The 18,257-nt window shown below is 36.6% G+C and carries 18 protein-coding genes; 11 read left to right on the forward strand and 7 right to left on the reverse strand.

The window, feature by feature from the left end; genetic code table 11:
* Nucleotides 1–123: 123 nt before the first annotated feature.
* Both J5J03_RS17065 and J5J03_RS17070 read right to left on the reverse strand, forming a co-directional pair.
* Nucleotides 124–1,455, reverse strand: a complete 1,332-nt coding sequence (locus J5J03_RS17065; RefSeq protein WP_208591137.1) for an amino acid permease — start codon at nt 1,453–1,455, stop codon at nt 124–126.
* A gap of 56 nt (nt 1,456–1,511) precedes the next feature.
* Entirely contained in the window at nt 1,512–2,129 is a 618-nt protein-coding gene (locus tag J5J03_RS17070) for a LysE family transporter (protein ID WP_208591138.1), read from the reverse strand.
* Between the two features lie 94 nt (nt 2,130–2,223).
* Here J5J03_RS17070 and J5J03_RS17075 point away from each other — a divergent pair, with 94 nt between their 5' ends.
* Both J5J03_RS17075 and J5J03_RS17080 read left to right on the forward strand, forming a co-directional pair.
* The gene (locus J5J03_RS17075; RefSeq protein ID WP_208591139.1) at nt 2,224–2,886 is read left to right on the forward strand and encodes a reverse transcriptase-like protein; all 663 of its coding nucleotides are present in this window, start codon (nt 2,224–2,226) and stop codon (nt 2,884–2,886) included.
* Between the two features lie 50 nt (nt 2,887–2,936).
* A complete protein-coding gene (locus tag J5J03_RS17080; protein WP_208591140.1) occupies nt 2,937–3,599 on the forward strand; it encodes a hypothetical protein in 663 nt (220 codons plus the stop codon).
* Between the two features lie 862 nt (nt 3,600–4,461).
* Here the strand turns inward: J5J03_RS17080 and J5J03_RS17085 are convergent.
* From J5J03_RS17085 to J5J03_RS17105, 5 genes are all read right to left on the reverse strand, one after another.
* Nucleotides 4,462–4,671, reverse strand: a complete 210-nt coding sequence (locus J5J03_RS17085) for a DUF3951 domain-containing protein (protein ID WP_208591141.1) — start codon at nt 4,669–4,671, stop codon at nt 4,462–4,464.
* Nucleotides 4,672–4,737: 66 nt separating this feature from the next.
* The gene (locus J5J03_RS17090) at nt 4,738–6,594 is read right to left on the reverse strand and encodes an FtsX-like permease family protein (protein ID WP_208591143.1); all 1,857 of its coding nucleotides are present in this window, start codon (nt 6,592–6,594) and stop codon (nt 4,738–4,740) included.
* A 17-nt stretch (nt 6,595–6,611) separates the two neighbouring features.
* Nucleotides 6,612–7,376, reverse strand: coding sequence for an ABC transporter ATP-binding protein (locus J5J03_RS17095; RefSeq protein ID WP_208591145.1), 765 nt, complete (start codon nt 7,374–7,376; stop codon nt 6,612–6,614).
* 142 nt (nt 7,377–7,518) lie between these two features.
* Nucleotides 7,519–8,145 carry a FusB/FusC family EF-G-binding protein gene (locus J5J03_RS17100; protein WP_208591147.1) on the reverse strand — a complete coding sequence of 209 codons (627 nt, stop codon included), beginning with the start codon at nt 8,143–8,145 and terminating at the stop codon, nt 7,519–7,521.
* Nucleotides 8,146–8,236: 91 nt separating this feature from the next.
* Complete coding sequence (locus tag J5J03_RS17105) at nt 8,237–8,497, reverse strand: CD3324 family protein (RefSeq protein WP_208591149.1); 261 nt, start codon at nt 8,495–8,497, stop codon at nt 8,237–8,239.
* Between the two features lie 290 nt (nt 8,498–8,787).
* On the opposite strand from J5J03_RS17105, the gene J5J03_RS17110 reads away from it, so the two are divergent.
* The 9 genes from J5J03_RS17110 to J5J03_RS17150 all read left to right on the forward strand — a co-directional run bounded on the left by J5J03_RS17110 (nt 8,788) and on the right by J5J03_RS17150 (nt 18,257).
* Nucleotides 8,788–9,468: a polyphosphate polymerase domain-containing protein gene (locus J5J03_RS17110; protein WP_208591151.1), complete on the forward strand. Its 681-nt coding sequence runs from the start codon at nt 8,788–8,790 to the stop codon at nt 9,466–9,468.
* A gap of 18 nt (nt 9,469–9,486) precedes the next feature.
* Nucleotides 9,487–10,182, forward strand: a complete 696-nt coding sequence (locus J5J03_RS17115; RefSeq protein ID WP_208591153.1) for a DUF4956 domain-containing protein — start codon at nt 9,487–9,489, stop codon at nt 10,180–10,182.
* 15 nt (nt 10,183–10,197) lie between these two features.
* Nucleotides 10,198–12,381 carry a carbohydrate-binding domain-containing protein gene (locus J5J03_RS17120; RefSeq protein ID WP_208591156.1) on the forward strand — a complete coding sequence of 728 codons (2,184 nt, stop codon included), beginning with the start codon at nt 10,198–10,200 and terminating at the stop codon, nt 12,379–12,381.
* Between the two features lie 203 nt (nt 12,382–12,584).
* Nucleotides 12,585–13,265 carry a response regulator transcription factor gene (locus J5J03_RS17125; RefSeq protein WP_208591158.1) on the forward strand — a complete coding sequence of 227 codons (681 nt, stop codon included), beginning with the start codon at nt 12,585–12,587 and terminating at the stop codon, nt 13,263–13,265.
* Nucleotides 13,249–14,691, forward strand: coding sequence for a HAMP domain-containing sensor histidine kinase (locus tag J5J03_RS17130; RefSeq protein ID WP_208591160.1), 1,443 nt, complete (start codon nt 13,249–13,251; stop codon nt 14,689–14,691). Before J5J03_RS17125 ends, J5J03_RS17130 begins: the two co-directional genes overlap by 17 nt.
* 100 nt (nt 14,692–14,791) lie before the next feature.
* Nucleotides 14,792–15,499 carry a TetR/AcrR family transcriptional regulator gene (locus J5J03_RS17135; RefSeq protein WP_208591162.1) on the forward strand — a complete coding sequence of 236 codons (708 nt, stop codon included), beginning with the start codon at nt 14,792–14,794 and terminating at the stop codon, nt 15,497–15,499.
* A gap of 75 nt (nt 15,500–15,574) precedes the next feature.
* Nucleotides 15,575–16,690 (forward strand): betaine/proline/choline family ABC transporter ATP-binding protein, encoded by a 1,116-nt coding sequence (locus J5J03_RS17140; RefSeq protein WP_208591165.1) that lies wholly within the window; start codon nt 15,575–15,577, stop codon nt 16,688–16,690.
* Nucleotides 16,690–17,331: an ABC transporter permease gene (locus J5J03_RS17145; protein WP_208591167.1), complete on the forward strand. Its 642-nt coding sequence runs from the start codon at nt 16,690–16,692 to the stop codon at nt 17,329–17,331. Before J5J03_RS17140 ends, J5J03_RS17145 begins: the two co-directional genes overlap by 1 nt.
* 14 nt (nt 17,332–17,345) lie before the next feature.
* Complete coding sequence (locus J5J03_RS17150) at nt 17,346–18,257, forward strand: ABC transporter substrate-binding protein (protein ID WP_208591169.1); 912 nt, start codon at nt 17,346–17,348, stop codon at nt 18,255–18,257.

Consider the following 18,257-nt stretch of genomic DNA (forward strand, 5'->3'; position numbering starts at 1 on the left):
TAAATCAAAATAGAGAGGGGAGAATTTACTGGCAGTTATGAAGACATTACTTATCTTCATTTCGAAATAGTGTAGTAGTAAAAATAGAATAGCCATCATGCAGAAAGACATTGGAACAATCGTTCATTGATTGTTCCAATGTCTTTGCATGATCAAAGTTACGGTACCAATGAGAAATAGAAATAACAAACTAATCCAAAAACCAGGACGGATGCTTGTATCCATTAGTGTCCCCGATACTGCTGCCACAATAAACAGTAGGCCAACACATGCGATCACCTTATTTAACAGCTTTATTCCCTTTAAAACATTCCATGATGAAAGGATGATAAATGCCCAATTAAATAGCAGTAATATTCCAGCAGCTGTTGTAATATATTCGTAAATCTTTTCCGGTAATAATAATGCTGTAATAACCGAAGCTGCTAAGCCAATTGTGGCAAGTAATAAAGAAGGAACAGGCAATTCTTTAAATTTTTTTAGTTTCTTCGAAAAAAGCTTTGGTGCGTCTCCATCCTTTGCCAATGTTACTAATAAAGTAACGACTCCAAATAATGCTGCAGTCATCGTAGAAAAGCCAGCGACAATGATGCCTGCGTTAAAAACATGTGGAAAAAATGGTAGTGCATAATCGGCTAAAGCTGTTACAAAAGGTGATTCACTTGGGTCGAATTTGTCAACTGGAGCCATGATTACTGCCAGACAAAGGGAGATAATGTAGATAATAGCGAGTAATCCTAACATGACTTTTCCGGTTTTTGGCGCATCTTCTTTTTTCTTCAACCGGATTGCCATTAACCCGATGACTTCAATACCACCAAAAGCATAGAAAGCATATATTAATGATGCCCAAAATCCTTTATATCCGCCGGTAAAAGTATTACCAAAGTTAGTTGGAATGCCTGGCTCGGAGTCTGATCCACCCGGAATTCCGCCAGCTAGTGCAATGGTGGCAATAATAATAAACATAATAATCGCAGCGGTTTTAATCACTGCTAAAAAATCTTCAATACGGTCAAACCCTCGTGTGCCTAGTAATATGACCAAAATAGAAAGTGTCGCATAAATAGCCGCAAACACCCATAGCGGAATATTAGGAAACCATGCTTTTGTAAGAATAGCCAAGGCAATTAATTGACTGCCCATTATTAATATGCTCGAACACCAATAATTCCAACCACAGCTAAAGCCAGCCCACTTACCAAATGCTTTTTCCGCATAATAGCAAAAAGAACCTTCCTGAGGATCAGCAGCTGACATTTTTGCTAATAAATTAAAGACAATATAGGTGCCGATAGCCGCGATCAAAAAAGAAAAAACGATTGAAGGACCGGTAAGTTTGATTCCAATACTCGAACCAAGAAAATAGCCTGTTCCAATCGTACATCCGACTCCGGTCAGGGCTAATTGCCACCAAGCTATTTTCTTTTCAGATGAAGATGATGATTCACTCACACAACATTCTCCTTATCCAATTATACTAAACCATGTTTAGTATGAGATAAGGTGATCTAAAATATGAGTAGAATGGCTTGATAACCAAAATAAATGGCAAAACCAATTAAGGAAAGGCCTGTAACGACAGAAATCATCTTCAAGGTTTTCTCTGACAATAAACGACGAGATCCACTGGAGATAAGAGCCATTGACACATCCCAGATCATGACGCCGAGCATAATTGCTGAACTGTACCAAAACAAATGAAGTGTATCATATTTATCGATTGTGTTAGCTAGTACGGATCCATAAATCCCTAACCAAAACAAAATCGAGAGCGGATTGCTGATGGAAATCAGAAATCCAGAAGTAAAGGTCTTTCGTAATGAATCACGTTCCTCTCTTAATTGGACAGATTGTGTGGAAACCATACTTTCAATACCTGTATACAAGAGAACAAATGCACCAAACGACCATAAGAATGTCTTCATAAAAGGAGTTTCTAAAAAATGGACAACCCCAAAATAAACAGCAAGAATAAAAAATAACTCTGCTATAATGGAACCTAATCCGATCATCCATGAATGCAGGAAGCCATTTTTAATTCCTTGATTAATTTGTGCCGCATTAATTGGACCAAGTGGTGCGGCTAAAGATAAGCCGAGAAACATATAACTAAGAAAAATTGTCAACTGCTTTCACTCCCCCATCATTCGATAACAAAGCTTGTACCATTACTATTCTATTTATAGAAAATAAAGATATGAGCAAAAGGAGATGTCATTCATGTATGTCACAATCGAAATAGCTTATATATCACCAAAAGGAATTCGCACGACATTTTTTTCAGAGGATATCGATGCAGAAATGGCACTGGAGATTGCTAATGATTTTGAAAAATGGAATCGTACCGAGTCAATAGATTTTTTTGATCATCAAGGTAATCGCTGGGATAAAAAAGAACTGATCGCATATACCAAGGAAATAGTAACAGAACCACATCATGTTACCGTATTTTTTGACGCGGGATATGATTTAGAAACGAACCAAGCAGGCCTAGGTTGTGCAATATACTATAGACAAAATCATAAGTCCTATCGCATTCGAAAAAATATGGTAGTGTCAGAGTTGACATCGAATAATGAAGCAGAGTATGTCGCATTATTTGAGGGAATTAAACAATTAGAAGAGTTGGGTACTCACCATCAGTCAGTGACATTTAAAGGGGATTCAAAAGTGGTAATCAATCAACTATTAGGCGAATGGCCGTGTATGGATAAAACGCTAAATCAGTGGGCAGACCGAATCGAGGAGAAGCTGGAGACAATCGGAATTGAACCGTTATATCAAGATATCTCTAGAAAAGAAAATCGTGAAGCACATCAGTTAGCCACGAAGGCTCTAGAAAATGTAGAAATAAATAGCCATATCGAATTGGAAAAATTGTAACATTTGCTCATGATGAACGACTAATCCGTTAAAGAAATGGAGGAATAAGCATGAAAAGTAAATTCTTGATTTGTCCTGTCATTGTAGGAAGTGTACTGCTTTTGCCAGCAGTGGTTTTTGCTGAAGCGGATAAAGAAGAACTGAAAAGAACGACGATTGAATCGGAAGAGGGGATGAATCATACCGAAACAATTGAAAATGCCAAACAATATATTGAGGAACATTTGGCTGACAGTTTCGCAGGACTCTATATTGACCGTGAAGAGAAACAGTCAGGTATTGTCGTTTTAATGTTTATCGAACCTATTGCCGATGAACATCGTCAAGCACTGAAGACATTCGCTGAACAGCCGGAAGATCTTGAGATAAGAGAAGTAGATTATACTGAAGAGCAATTAATAGAGAAGCAAAAAGAGATTGACGGAGACGGCTTTGAATATGATAACTTCACCATTTATCATACGGGTGTAGACATCATTACAGGTAAAGTAGTAGTTGGAATTGACCCATTGAACGAAGAAAACGTTCAATATCTCCATGATAAATATGGAGAAGAATTAGTTGAGATTGTAGAAGGCGAACAGGCAACAACATTAGAAATGAAAACAATGGATAATGTAATGGAAAACGATAAAGAGGTAACAACTCAACAAGGCGAGGAGCGAAATTTTTTTCAGAAAATAATCGATACCATAAAGGGATGGTTTTCATAATTAACAGGAACACCGGATGTGCGTTTGAACAACATCCGGTTTTTTACCATGATACCAAACGTCTGTAACCCCACACTTCAAGCTTAAGTGACACCATGATAAGTTTAGGGTTAACACTTTGATAAGTTTCGCTAATGATTCATTAGTGTGATGTCTTGAGAAACCCGTAACAAGATAAATAATCGTTTTAACATGAGATAGAAAAAAGGGATAAAAACAACAAATCTATTTGGAAAGAGGAAGGATATGTTGAATAAATGGAGATAACAAACAAATCGAATTGGGAAGAGGGAAGATATGTTGAATAAATGGAGATAACAAACAAAGCGAATTGGGAAGAGGGAAGATATGTTGAATAAACGGAGATAATGAACAAATCTGATTGGGAAGAGGGAAGATATGTTGAATAAACGGAGGTAATGAACAAATCTGATTGGGAAGAGGGAAGATATGTTGAATAAACGGAGGTAATGAACAAATCAAATTGGGAAGAGGGAAGATATGTTGAATAAATGGAGGTAATGAACAAATCTGATTGGGAAGAGAGAAGATATGTTGAATAAACGGAGGTAATGAACAAATCAAATTGGGAAGAGGGAGGATATGTTGAATAAACGGAGATAATGAACAAATCGTCTTGCGAAAGACAAAGATATGTTGAATAAATCAAGATATTCAACCAATTATCCTAGGAAGGGTATTGGCTAATTCTGATACTTATAGGAGCTGTTGTCACCTATTTGATATCAAAAAGAGCCCGTAATGACAGGAATGAACTGACGAAGAAGGGGTTTTACGGAATTATTACGGTCTTTGTGGTTATCTTTGTAGTCTCGACTATTATGACTGTCTTATCAGGTAACTAATCTCGTATATCATCAGTTTCTTCTTCATGTTGTATTTGTTCTTGTTTTTCCTCATGAAAAGCTTTATGTTCCTGTCCGGTAATATGGTCAAACGGTGTATAATAATTATCTGGACGCTCGTTTTTAATAAAAATTTTACATGCAACAATCAAAATTAATACAATGATTAAAAAGAGGATAACAATGTTTAAGAAAGAAAAAAACATGATAACCATCCCTCCAAATAGAAAGGCTTTGGTTATCATGTTACAGTAGTTAATCAACTTGGACAATTAATTCTTCGGTAACACAATCCGCTGATACATTTTGACCGTTAATAAGTAGTAAAGCCCGTAAATGACAAGGAACATACTAATCGGAAGCCAAATTTTGGTGTATGGTTCAATTAAAATAAACGAGAACATTTCCATTCCAATAAGCACATGGACAAGACCAATTAACCCAGGGAAAAGGAAGACAAGAAATAGTTCTTTATAGATTGATTTCTTCAGTTTTGCGTGACGTACCCCAATTTTTCTTAGCATCTGATAGCGATCAATGTCTACTGTTGCGCTTGATAGTAATTTGAACATTAATACACTAGCCATCATCATTAAGAAAGCTACCCCAAGAAACATTCCCATAAAAATGGTACCATTTGCTATACTCTTTAAGGATATATAATCTTCATACTTACTTCCACTCATTGTGGGTTCTTCCCCTGTATATTTTACAGCTAATTGGTGGTGTCGCTCATCAATCTCTTCTAGTGTATTCGCATGATCGATGAAATTCTCGACTTTTCCAACAAAGACAGTTTGTGTATCTGCATTGATTGCTTCAAATTTTTCTTGGTCTAGAATATATAAGGCGCGATCACCGAAGATGTAGAAATTGGCCATTAATTCAGATCTTAATGCTGTATGCCACTGTTCAGGCATCAATTCTGCATTATCTGTTTCATCTGTTGTGTAAACTGGTGCTGTTAAATCATCTTCTAACCTTGTTTCTTTCGTTAACTCATCCAAATTACCGGTTATTTCTTTAATAACAGGAGGATTTGTTTGTAATTCATCTTTGGAAAAATAAACACCCTCATCCGTAACACGATAAGAATAAAGGTTTCGCTCCTCGAATTCCCAATTCTCCATTTCTGTTAATTCTTTGTCTGTTGGCTCGAGTACTTTGACATCGTAAGCATGCATCATCGACGATTGAATTTCGGTATTATGGTAAAAGGATAAACCTGCTGTCATTGCTCCTAAACCTAATGCAATGAGCATCGCAACTGTCCCGAGTACTTTGGATAACTGACTGACGCGGAAGTCAAGTTGTGCATAGGTAAACGCATTTAGACCTTTTTCATTGATAGTACGAATTCCTTTAATTCTCTTAATAATAAAGGGCAACATCGCCATAAAGAAAAAGTAGGTTCCTGGTGTAACGGTAGCTGTAGCAATTATAACACCTGCATGTGCAAGCTCGCCCATGTTGATCATGGCAAAGTAACCGACTGCAATGAGCACAATTGCAAATAATGTTCCTACAAAAGTTTTCCAACCTTTAATTACTTTGTTATCAGCAATTTGATCAGCGTGTAACAGTTCTAGAACTGATTTGCGTGCTATTCTGATAGCATTCACAATCGCGGTTAAAAGGAACAATATCATATAGAAAATAACAGTTGTCCATAGTGATGACTGGTAAAGAGCATGGAATCCTTCGCCGGAAAAATCTAATCTCGCCATTAATAGGCGGGCAATTCCTTCCGAAAGTCCTACCCCAACGATCAGTCCGATAATAAGTGAGATAATCCCAATCACCAAAGTTTCTAGAAACATCATTTGGGTAACTTTTCCTTTTTTCGCTCCCAAGGTCATATACATACCTAATTCTTTTTGACGCAAGGACAAAACAAAGGATGTTGCATAGAAAATGTAAAAGATGGTAACAAGCCCTAAAATAAATGTCCCAACATGGAAGACGAACACAATGGAACTTATAAGAGCGTTTGCTTCCAGAAAGGCTTTATTCTGCGCCAATGTTTCAAACATATAGAAAATTGCGATCGATATCGTTAAGCCAAATAATAATACAAGATAGTCCTTCCACATCTTTTTCATACTACCAGATAGTAGTTTCACTAACATGTCACTCACTCCCTTCCTTATGACGATTGGATGCTTGTCAATTCCGCAAGCACATTTAGAATTTGTTGGTGGAATTGTTGTTGATCACCAGATTTTGTGATTTCTTTGTAAAGCGTACCATCTTGTATAAATAAGATTCGTTCACAGTAGCTGGCACTTAACGGATCGTGTGTTACAAGCATAATAGAAACATCATGATATTGATTTAAATGTTCCATTGTTTTCATTAAACTGTGTGCATTTTTAGAATCGAGTGCACCTGTTGGTTCGTCTGCCAGAATAATGGCTGGTTCATGAACTAATGCTCTGGCAGCTGCTGCACGTTGTTTTTGTCCGCCAGAAATGGTCACCGGATATTTGGGAAGAATGGACTTAATCCCTAGTTTTTCGGCAACTTGTGTCACTAGTGGTTTGATTTTTTTAGAGCTAAATCCCTGTAAAGAAAGAGGCAAAGCTATATTTTCATAAACCGTTAAGTTTTCTAACAGGTTGAAATCTTGAAAGATAAATCCTAATTGCTCGGAACGAAAATCAGCTAATGCATTTTGTTTCATATCTGTAATATCCTGACCGGCAATCTCTATTTTTCCGGATGTTGCTTTATCTAAAGTGGATACTACATTGAGTAAAGTTGTTTTACCTGCACCCGAAGGCCCCATAATCCCTACAAATTCGCCTTCTTTAATCGTGAAGGAAACATTATCTAGTGCTTTATATTGATTTTCTGATTTTTTACCAAATATTTTTTGAACGTTTTCTACGTTTACGACAGATTTAGTCATCGTTTCATACCTCCAATTTTGTTTTGCTATCTATAGGGTAAAAGAAGGTGTGAAAACTACCTATCGATTTTCCTTTCAACTGTCTTACATTTTTGTAAGGTTAGTGAGGAGAAATATAAAAAGCATGAATCCATCTTTAGATTCATGCTTTAAGGTGATCCATAAATTGATGAAGCAATTCTATATTGGTAATATTCTGATTACAAGTGACAGGATCCTTGCAAATATAGTTTCCTTTTTTCGAATAGGTTCCACGGATCTGCCCTTTCTTCTCTGTCGTAAATAATGATACGTCTCCCAGGCCATTACAAATTGTGCAAATTCCTTTATGTTGAGAGATTTCTAAGTAACCTTGGATTCCAATCAGCTTGTTTTCCTTAGGGATAAGCATATATGTTTTTGCTGAACCTTTATCATACCACCTTAAATAGACCGTTTCTTTCCTGTCTATCTGCCCAAGGTCAGGAATTTGAAGTTTTTTTGCTTTTGGAAAAGCCTTTTGAATCTGTTTATCACTAACCATTGGAAAAGGGATAACATATTGCTTTACCTGTTCAAGGAAGGGTTCAATATCCTCTTTTGCTTTCATTGTTCGAATAGATGATAAGGTCTCTTGCTGATCTGGCAATTGTTTTTCTAATGCTTCAATAGCAATTTCTTTCACGGCAGCGATAACCTGCTGATCATTAGAATGGGATTGTGCATTGACAACTCTTTTGGCTTGTTGTTTGATATGATGAAATTGATGTGGATAAATAAATGCTTCCATTGTTCACACTCCTTACATGTATAGTTTACCAAATCCATGATAAAAAGATATGGCAAGAATGTTTCTTCACTATTCTCGCCATATCTTCTATTTAGTTTCTTCTATATACGATTTTTTTAATAGTTTCGATTGATAAACAAAAGCTATCTGCTAATGTTTCTAACGTCATTCCTTCCTGGAATAACTGTTGAATCTGTTGATTTCGTTGATCATAATAAGCTCGGTTACCAGATTTGACTCCCCACTTTCTTCGTCCATCTCGCTTCGGAATATAAATACTTTCTCCTTGGACATATTCCTGTAAAGCATTTAACAATTTTTTAGGGAGTATATCTTGCGCTCTTGTTTTCATTGTTGCCAGCTCCTTATTTTAGTCTTTCTATAAGGGCAAAGCTTGCGCAAGTAAGGCGATATGTGAATCACCCATACAAAGTATCGCCTTATTTGTCAGGCTTTGCATGGGCTAGCTGTAATTCAGGCAATATTTGTGACATTGCCATTTAAAACACCTCCACTTATTATCATTTTACACAAAAAGGTAGCATCTTACTATAACAAAAAACTTAACAAAAAATTTATTTGACATCTTGCTGACATATTTCTGTTTTAACATAGCAAATGTACCAGGAAGGAGGAAGGTAAATGTCATTAGGAAGACAAGAATTAAAACACGCTATCTCAGTTGCAGAATATAAAGTGTTAAGAAAAAAACTATCTCATTTTATGAGGGTTGATCCCCATGCAGGATCAAACGGGAAATATATGATTCGTTCTACGTATTTCGATAATTTTGATAATAAGGTGTTGCAAGAGAAAAAGGAAGGTTATTTAAACCGAGAGAAATATCGCGTTAGGATATACGGAAAATGTGATCACATTATTAATTTAGAAAGGAAAAGTAAGAGAAATAATCTAACCTTTAAAACGAAATGTCAGATCACAAGACAAGAGTTTGAAAAAATCAGAAAAGCAGATATTGACTGGATGGGAGAAGATGACCGTTCCTTAATAAGAGATTTGTTTTTCGAAATGCAATATTATCAACTAAAACCAAGGACAGTCGTTGATTATATCCGTGAACCATATGTATATCCATTTGGGAATGTTCGGATCACGTTTGATTTAAAAGTACAGACAAGTATGCATAATACGAACATGTTCGCACGGGATTTACCAATGGTAGACGTATTAGAACCGGATATCGTGATTCTGGAAGTTAAGTATGATGAGTATTTACCAGATGTTATTAAATATTTACTGCAGTTTTCAGATACGAGACAAGATGCATATTCCAAATATCAATTAAGCAGAATGTATGGGTAAAGAAGAGGAGAGAAGAACATGATATTTACAACTACTACAACCAATTTTTCTGATATTTTTAAGTCTAGCTTTATGGAGAACACCGCATCTTTTTCCATTATTGATTCATTACTAGGGTTAGGTGCAGCGTTTATTATCGGTTTATTTATTTATGGGATCTACAAGAAAACTTTTAAAGGGGTGATTTATTCACATTCCTTTAACATCTCACTAGTGATTATGACAATGGCAACCGCACTTGTGATTATGGGAATCAGCCAAAATGTTCTCTTGTCACTTGGAATGGTTGGTGCGTTATCGATTGTTCGATTCCGTACACCTATTAAAGACCCAATGGATTTAGTTTTCTTATTTTGGTCAGTTATAGCAGGGATTCTAAGTGGTGCGGGATTTGTTTTATTAGGATTAGTTGGTTCCATAATAATAGGTATAGTAATTGCTTTATTCTCTAATAAAATTAAAGTCGAGAATCCGTATTTATTAGTTGTGAAGTTTGATAAAGATGCTGTTGGGGAGAAAGTAGAGCAAGTTATCGATAACAGTGTGAAAAAATATGTACTGAAATCAAAATCCATGATGCAAGGTGATCAAGTAGAAGTAACATATGAAGTACGAGTGAAGGAAAATGATACACAAATAACATCAACAGTTTCACAGATTGATGGAGTGTGTTCAGCAGTGATGTTGAGCTATGACGGTAATTTCACTGCGTAATCAAGGAGGGATCTTATGCATAAATCAACAGGAAGGTTTATCCTTCCTTTTCTAATCAGGAAAGAAAGGATAAAAAATAGGTGCCAGTCTAGCTACAAGCGCCAGTTGATCCGCTCCAGTCACTACGTTTCTAAACGGGCGCTCTGCGCTTTTCTAATCGTTGTTGCTGTACTTATTTCCGGCTGTAGTAAATCAACTGAAAATACTAGCTTAATTGAGTCTGCGCAAGCAATAGTTAGCTATGATACAGAGGATACGTATACCGATTGGGATGAAGGAAATGTCACGAATATAACATTCGATAACCAATCCATTGACATAGAAGAAGACAATAATGGTGTAAGTTTAAACGACAATACGGTAAGAATCCACACTTCTGGCACCTATGTTTTAGAAGGAAATACAACAGACAATAATATTGTTATTGATGCTGAAGATGAGGGAACTGTTCGTTTGATTTTGAACGGTGTTTCATTAGAATCTAAGTCAACAGCTCCAATTTTCATTAAACAGGCTGATAAAACCATTATTTCAGTAGAAGAAGGAACAAGTAACACAATCACAGATCCATCCGAATATGTGTATGAAGAGGATACAGATGAACCGAAAGCTGCCATATACAGTAAGGATGATTTAACGATTAATGGAACAGGAAATTTAATGGTGAATGGTAATTATAATGATGGGATTACAGGCAAGGATGACTTGAAAATCATCGAAACAACGATCGATATTATAGCAAAAGATGACGGTATTGTAGGGCGTGATTTATTTGCGATGAATGATGCTCAAATTACGATTGATGCCGGTGGTGATGGGGTGAAAGCTTCCAATGATACAGATGAAGATAAAGCAAACATCGTATTAGATAAAGGTTCATTAACGATTGAAGCTGGTAGCGATGGTATACAATCAGAAAATACCGTAACCATAGTAGACGGAAAATACGACATTATTTCTGGTGAAGGAAGTCCGGAAACGATCGAGACTACAACTGAATTCGATGGAGGACTCGCTGGTCAGGGAGCAATGCCTAATGGACAAGGGTTTTCAGAAGAAAATATGCCGGAAAGACTGGATTTTGCTGAAGGAGAAGAATTACCTGCACAGGGTGATATGGGCGAATTTGAAAACAGTCAGCCTCCTGAACAAATGGAAGAAAGTGAACAAGAGCAAAGTAATATAGAAACAGAATATGCTGAGGAAACGGTAGCAGAAGAATCAACAAGCACAAAAGGGATTAAAACAGAAAATAATTTAGAAATCTTTGGTGGAACCATTACGATAGATGCGAATGATGATGCATTGCACAGTAATAAAGAAATGACTATCGCTGGCGGTGAAATAAATTTGGCTACAGGTGATGATGCTGTACATGCAGATGAGGAAATTACCATAAGTGATGGTTCCATACAAGTTGACAAAAGTTATGAAGGAATTGAAGCGAAAGCAATAACTATCTCAGACGGAAATATTCATGTTACAGCAGAAGATGACGGTTTAAATGTGAATGTCGGAACAGATCAAATGGGAATGTCGGCGTCTAATAGTAATCAAGAAGACGTTGAAGAAAGTACAGATACTGAAACTAATGATGGAAATTTGCTGATAGAAGGTGGTTACATTTATATTGATGCAAATGGAGATGGTTTAGATTCCAATACTTCTATTGAAATGACTGGTGGTACAGTACTTGTATATGGTCCAACGAATAATGGTAATGGTGCACTAGATTATGATCAGTCATTTGAAATCAAAGGTGGAACATTGATTGCAGCAGGCAGCAGTGGAATGGCTCAGGGTGTTTCTGAAGACTCTGCTCAATCTACATTTATGATGACTTATTCAGAAATGCTTGAAGCGGATACTACTGTTTATGTCAAGGATAGCAGTGGAGACACAGTAGTTGCGGTTGCACCTGAAAAGACATTTGAATCGATTTTAATTAGCTCGCCAGTTTTACAACAGGATGAATCCTATACGATTTATACTGATAGTGAGTTGTCCGGTGATCAAACAGATGGACTCTATCAAGATGTGACAATTGATGGTGGAACAGAAGTGTTAGCATTTTCGTTGACAAGTGCGATGATGTATTTAAATGAATCAGGTGAAACAGAACAAACGAATGGTATGTTTGGAGGCGATCGTGGACAAGGTCAAAGACAAGGTGGAAGAGGCATGCAAGGACCTCAATAATTAGCAAGCGTTCCTCATTTGGAGGAGCGCTTTGTTCTCATTATTTAAATATCAGAGCGACCGAAATTAGGTAAAATCCTGTATTACTCTTAAGCTATCTGGGGAAGGACATTTCTCAGTGAGACTTTAACTCAAAATTGGAAATGGATGCTCTGCACGATCATAATTGGTATATGCTACAATACCTTTAGGAGTTGAAGGAAATGATTAAAGTGCTAATCGTAGAAGACGAGCTCGCAATAACTAAAGTACTACAAGCTTATTTGCAAAAAGCGGGTTTCGAAACTAAAGTCGTCATAGACGGTTATAGCGTTAGCGCATCTTTTGAGGAATGGGATCCAGACTTAGTTTTATTAGATGTGATGCTCCCCGGTAAAGATGGCTGGCAAATATTAAAAGAAGTAAGAGAAGTGAGTAAATGTCCTGTTATTATGCTGACAGCTTTAGGTGATGTAAACTATCGTTTAAACGGGTTAAACGGTGGAGCCGATGATTATATAGCCAAACCGTTTGTAGGGGAGGAGGTTATAGCACGGGTCAATGCGGTTTTACGCAGAGTGACAAATGAGCAAGAAAAGTTGAAAAAGTTTGGCCACTTACATATTGATCATGATTCACACCGAGTCTTACTTCATCAACAAGAGATAGAATTAACGCCTCGTGATTTGGCATTACTTTTGTTTTTATCAGAACACCCGAACAAAACATTCACGAGAGATCAGTTAATTGATCAAGTTTGGGGCTGGGATTATGATGGGAGCGATCGAGCCGTAGATTTGTCGATTAAGCGCTTAAGGAAATCATTAAAAGACTGGCCAAATGAAGAAGGGGAAATAAAGACATTAAGAGGGGTGGGATATCAGTTCCGTGTTCACCAAAAATAAAAAAGTATCATTGCAGCGCTATTGGACAACCCGCTACCTTATGACTTTAGTGATCGGTCTTGCGATTATTGCTATTGTATCAGCCTTGTGGATTCGTCATACGACATTGGACAACCGTCTTAATATGATGGAATTTATGGCAGAAGAAACAGCTAACCGTATTACAAATATGAGTGATGATTCATTGCCATCGGAAGTTGATATGCATCGTCTATTATCTGACAGAGGCCGATTTATGAATATCGAAAGTAATCCAACTATTTATGTAACTAATGATGAAGGTCTGATTGTTAATAGTAATTTGCCACCAGATAGCACTCATGGAAAAAACATTATGTCTTCCATTTTAGAAAGAGGGGAAACAGTACAAACCATCACTGCCGATGATGAAGAGTCAACAGAGTTTTATCTTGTTAAAAAACCAATTGAAACAGACGAAGCAATAATGGGCTGGGTATTGTATTTAGAAACCAAAGCTAATCTATCCAGAGTGGATCAGGAATATGGCCAACTTATGATCATGATAACGAGTCTTCTTCTTCTTGGCTGGGTAGCGATTTATTTTATTTCAGGGCGATTATCTAAGCCGATAAAAGAAGTAGCAACTGCTGCTAAGCAAATTGAAAAAGGTAATTATCATGTTCAATTTTCAACGAAGGCAAAAGAGGAAGAAGTACATGATTTAATTCAATCCTTTCAGGAAATGTCACAAAAACTAGAACAACTGGAAGCGTTAAGAACAGAGCTTTTAGCAGGTGTATCACATGAATTAAAAACTCCTGTTACTTCCATTAGTGGCTTATTACGGGCAATTAATGATGACGTAGTAGATGAGAAAGAGGCAAAAGAATTTTTAGAACTCTCCATCAAAGAAACAGAAAAAATGAAAAAAATGGTAGAAGATTTATTAGCTTTCAATAAATTCGCTGCAAACGCAATACCTGTAACGCTCGATACGTATTTGATCAATGAATTAATGAAGGATACTATAGACCTGTGGAAAAAGACACAACTAACAGATAGCATTAAGGTAGAATATACCTTATTGCAAAAGGATTTGACTGTTGAAGTTGATGCAGTCCGTGTTCAACAAATTATAACGAATCTCTTCAATAACGCGTCACAGGCAATGGATGGCGAAGGAACGATTACCGTGAAACTCCATACTGGTCCAAATAAGGTGATGATCGATGTCAATGATACTGGAGTTGGAATTCCTGTTCACGATCAATCATATATATTTGAGCGATTTTACCGAGGGGAAAATAAAAAATATAAAATAGGTGGATTGGGACTTGGCTTACCTTTTAGCAAAATGATTGCAAACGTATTAAAAGGTGATCTCACGCTTGTGGAAAGTAATCATTCTGGCACTACTTTTCGAGTTGTATTACCACTTTCAGAACAAAACCCTGCTAATAAATAAATTAGCGGGGTTTTACAATAAAGTATTGTTATGATAACATGAACATGTTCACGAAAAGAACTTGTTCATTAAATGAATGATAACCAAAGGAAGTGAAGCGATGAGGGAAAGCAGGAAAGAAATTCAGCGTGCTCGGATGTGGCGCTATTTCCTTGATGCTGCAACAGAAGTAATCGAAGAAGATGGCATTGATCATTTTACCATTCGGAAAATTGCAGATAAAGCAGGTTTTACAAGTTCCACTGCATACAATTATTTTAAAGATTTATCGCATTTGAAGTTTTTCGCTGCAATGAGGTTCATGTCTGATTATTTAGAAGAGCTTCCGACTTATTTAGAAAAAGGAAATAATACGGTTGAAAAATGGCTATATAGTTGGGAATGCTTCTGTAAACATTCATTTGCCCAGCCGAAAATTTATTCTGTCATTTTTATGGATAATTTAGGTTCTATCCCTGAGGAGTTACTAGAGCATTATTATAAAATTTATCAAAATGACTTAATTGGACTCCCTAATGGAGTGAAAGATATTATTATGGAACATAGTTTTGCAAAACGCAGTGCCTTATTTATTCAACCAGCAGTAGAAGAGAAGTTTATGGAAGAAGAAGACATTGAAATGATTTCGGATATGACGTTATTAATTTGGAAAGGTATGATGAACACGATCATTAATAAACGCCGAAATTACACACAAGAAGAAGCGATGCAAATGACACTATATTATGTATATGAAAGTGTCATGAAGGTTATAAAACCAGAAAAACGTGATCAAATCACTGTATCTTTTACGAAAATAGATACATGATTATTTTTTGTTAAAAATGATGAACATGTTCATCAAATGAATTTGATCATGATAGAGTTGGAAAGGGGAGCGTATGTGATACAGTTGAAAGGAATTCATAAAGTCTATGATGATGGGTTTCAAGCTTTACAAGACATTAACTTAACCTTTGAAGAGGGAAAAATAAATGTTCTTATTGGTCCAAGTGGTTGCGGTAAAACAACGACTATGAAACTGTTAAATCGTTTAACAGATTATACAGAAGGCCAAATTCTAATAGACGGGAAAGATATCCAGCAAATCAATCCGATTGAATTGCGACGACAAATGGGTTATGTCATTCAGAACATTGGTTTATTTCCGCATATGACTATTTTTGACAATGTTGCAACCGTACCTAAGCTTTTAAAGTGGGACAAGCAAAAAATTAAACAAAAAGTAGATGAACTATTACGTATGGTCAATTTAGACCCTGAAGTATATCGTGATCGTTATCCGGCCGAATTAAGTGGTGGACAGCAACAGCGAATCGGTGTTATCCGTGCGTTAGCTGCGGAACCGACAACGATCTTGATGGATGAGCCATTTAGTGCATTGGATCCGATCAGTCGCGAGCAATTACAAGAAGAATTAGTTCGATTACAACAGGAAATTAATAAAACAATCGTCTTTGTTACACATGATATGGATGAAGCAATAAAGATAGCTGATCAAATCATTATTATGAAAAGTGGTCATGTCGTACAAAAGGGTTCACCACAAGAAATTTTAGCTAATCCTGCAAATGATTTTGTGAAGGAATTTATTGGTGAGGAGCGCCTCGGTAGCGTATTACCTTCTGTGAAAAGTTTAATGACGGAGACTTTTGAGACAGTAAATATCAAGACACCATTGGATGAGGCAATTCAGACGATGGTTGATAAACAATATCATGACATACCGGTAGTGGACCAAGATGGTAAATATATCGGAATGTTAGGTCTCTTTTCCGCACTAAAACATAAAGAGCAAAACATAGAAGATGTATGGACACACCCCAAAGCTATATTAGAAACCACTGGAACAGACCAAGTAATCAGCGATGAGCATTTAGAACACCAAGCATGGATACCAGTTGTAGCAAATGATGATCAAGTAGTCGGTATTCTGCAAAGAGAAAAATGGGTGGAAGTATTACAGCATTTCTATCAACTTAAGCGTGGTGGGCAATAGTGGAATTACTATCAGATTATATAGAATTCTGGCAGGATAAATTTGATTCTATTTTGACCTATACATGGGAGCATCTCGTTATTTCATTTGTTGTCATGTTGTTATCGATTGTCATTACGGTACCGTTAGCTATCTATATGACAAAAATGAAGAATGAACAAGTGAAAGGACTTATCTTCAACATTGCGAACATTTTCCAAACGATTCCGACTGTAGCATTATTAGCGATCATGATTCCCTTATTAGGGATAGGATTTAAGCCGGCGGTAGCGGCATTGTTTTTATATGCTTTATTACCACTGCTTCGAAACACTTACACCGGTATTCAATCAATTGATCCCAGTATTGTTGAAGCAGCAAAAGGGATGGGCTTCAGTACTTTCGGACGCTTATTTAAAGTAGAACTGCCTGCAGCGATGCCTTATGTGATGTCAGGTATTCGGGTAACAACAGTATATATTATCAGTTGGACAACCCTTGCAGCATTGATTGGAGCAGGTGGTTTAGGAGACTTAATATTGGCTGGTATTGGCTATAACGATAAACATATGATCTTTACTGGAACCATTCTAGCCATTGTGATCGCATTATTATTAGATTTATTATTTCATAAATTTGAGAAAAATTATTCTAAAGTTTAAAGGAGAGTCACAACATGAGAAAAGTATTGGTAGCAAGTATGTTAGCAGTATTATTAATGATTGTAACAGCATGTGGAGGCAGCAGTTCGGCAGATGGTGGTGAAGTATTTGAATATGGTGCACAGAAAAATACAGATCCTAAAATTATGGGGCAAATCGTTAAACTACTGATTGAAGACCAAACAGACCATGAAGTAAACATTACGGAAGATATTCCAGCAAGTCCACAGATTATGAGTGCAATTGATCAAGAAGATTTTGATTTTGCCACATTATACTCAGGTGAAGTTTACAACAATCATTTTGATGAAGACCAAGTGGAATATTCAACAGATCCTCAGAAGACATTAGAACAAGCACAGAATTTATTCGGTGAAAAACATGATATGAAATGGTATGACTCAATTGGATTCAGTAACCAATACAGTATTGCCGTTAAACAAGCTTTTGCAGACGAACAAGGGATTGAAACAATGTCTGATTTAGGTCAGGTTGCAGATCAAATAACGATAGGTACAGATAATTCTTGGATTGAACGAGACAATGATGGTTATGAAGGTTATAAGAAAGCATACGGTTATGAATTTGCAGATGCAAGAGGGATGGATGTAGCCTTAATGTATACAGCGATCGCAAATGGCGATGTGGATGCGGTTACTGCCTACACAGTAGATCCACAAATTATTGAATATGACTTAACGATTTTAGAAGATGATCAGAAGTTCTTTCCGCCATATGAGGGTTCGTTAGTTGCTCGTAATGCCGTTATTGACGAATATCCCGAGGTAGCTGAAATACTAGATTCTATTGTTGGCTTAGTGAGTACAGAAGAAATGACAGAATTAATTCGTTTAGTTGATATGGAAGAACAAAGCACGGAAAATGTAGCTCGAGAATTTTTACAAGAAAAAGGAATGCTTGAATAG

Source organism: Gracilibacillus suaedae, assembly GCF_017599345.1.
GTDB classification, from domain to species: Bacteria; Bacillota; Bacilli; order Bacillales; family Amphibacillaceae; genus Gracilibacillus; species Gracilibacillus suaedae.